The sequence below is a fragment of the Actinoplanes sp. NPDC051411 genome (genome assembly GCF_040682075.1).
Taxonomy (GTDB): Bacteria; Actinomycetota; Actinomycetes; order Mycobacteriales; family Micromonosporaceae; genus Actinoplanes.
On the sequence record NZ_JBFBAD010000300.1, the window covers coordinates 1 to 1,045 of the forward strand.

The following is a 1,045-nucleotide window of genomic DNA, read 5'->3' on the forward strand; positions in this document are numbered from 1 at the left end:
CTCGTCCTCTCCCGACGCCGATCAACGGCGGTGCGATGGTCGGCGGCGGTTGCCGGCCCGCTGCTGCTCCTGACCCCACTGATCTGGTGGGGTTTGCGTCAACGGCCGGCACAGCTGCACTGGGTACCGCCCATGACTCTGGGCGCGGTCTACACCTTCCCGAGATATCTGGCCGGGTCCACCGAGGTCGCCTGGCTGCTGATCGGCCTGCTCCTGGTGGCGGGTTCGCGGATGACGCGGCCCGTCGCCGAGATGATCGCGGCCGCTGGGCTGCCCCTCGCCGTGGTCGGCGCCGTGTCGTTCGCCGGGACGTCCTTCTGGGTCAACCGGTACCTGCTGTTCGTGTTGCTGCCCGCGATGATCGTCGCCGCGGCCGGTCTGGCGAACCGGGTGGTGGCGGTGGTGACGTTGGCGGTGTTCGCGGCCGCCGCGGTGCCCGGGCAGCTCGCGGTACGGCAGCCGACCTTCAAGAACGGCAGCGACTACCGCACGTTGGCCGCGGTCATCCGCCGCGAGCAGCAGCCGGGCGACGACATCGTGCTCGAGCGGGGCCGCACCATGCGGGCCGGGCTCGACTACTACCTGCGGCACGACCCGGGCCGGCCCCGCGACGTTCTGGTTCGTCAGTCGGCCGCCGAAGCCGCGACCTTGACCGCGCTCGAATATGCCCATCCCACCGCCCTGCTGGCGTCCGCGGCTCGCATTTGGCTGGTGGTCTACGGGCGGCGCGGCGATCCCACGACCGCGCGACCCGACCTGCGGCCGTACCTGCGCGACGGATTCCGGCGGGTCAACGTCTGGAAAGTGAAAAATGGATCGATGGCACTCTACGTAAGACGATCCTGAGCCCTCACCTCGACCCCGGAGGGTCACCGGCGAACCGTACGACTATGGGTGGTCGGTCAGAGGCCGAAGGAGGCTCCGAGTGAGCGTGCGTCGGAGGCGCATCCGAGCAGCGGCAGCTGGAGTTGTTCCTCGACGAATCGCAGGGTCGAGCAGTGGGTCAGCGGCTGGGCGGTGCTGACGTGGTGGACGGTCGGCGCTA

Annotated in this window: 1 pseudogene; it reads left to right on the forward strand. The window is 69.8% G+C overall.

Going from position 1 to position 1,045, the window contains the following annotated elements:
- Window positions 1–846, forward strand: a pseudogene (locus AB0M88_RS53340) (hypothetical protein); the annotation flags it as partial.
- Between the last annotated feature and the right edge of the window lie 199 nt (window positions 847–1,045).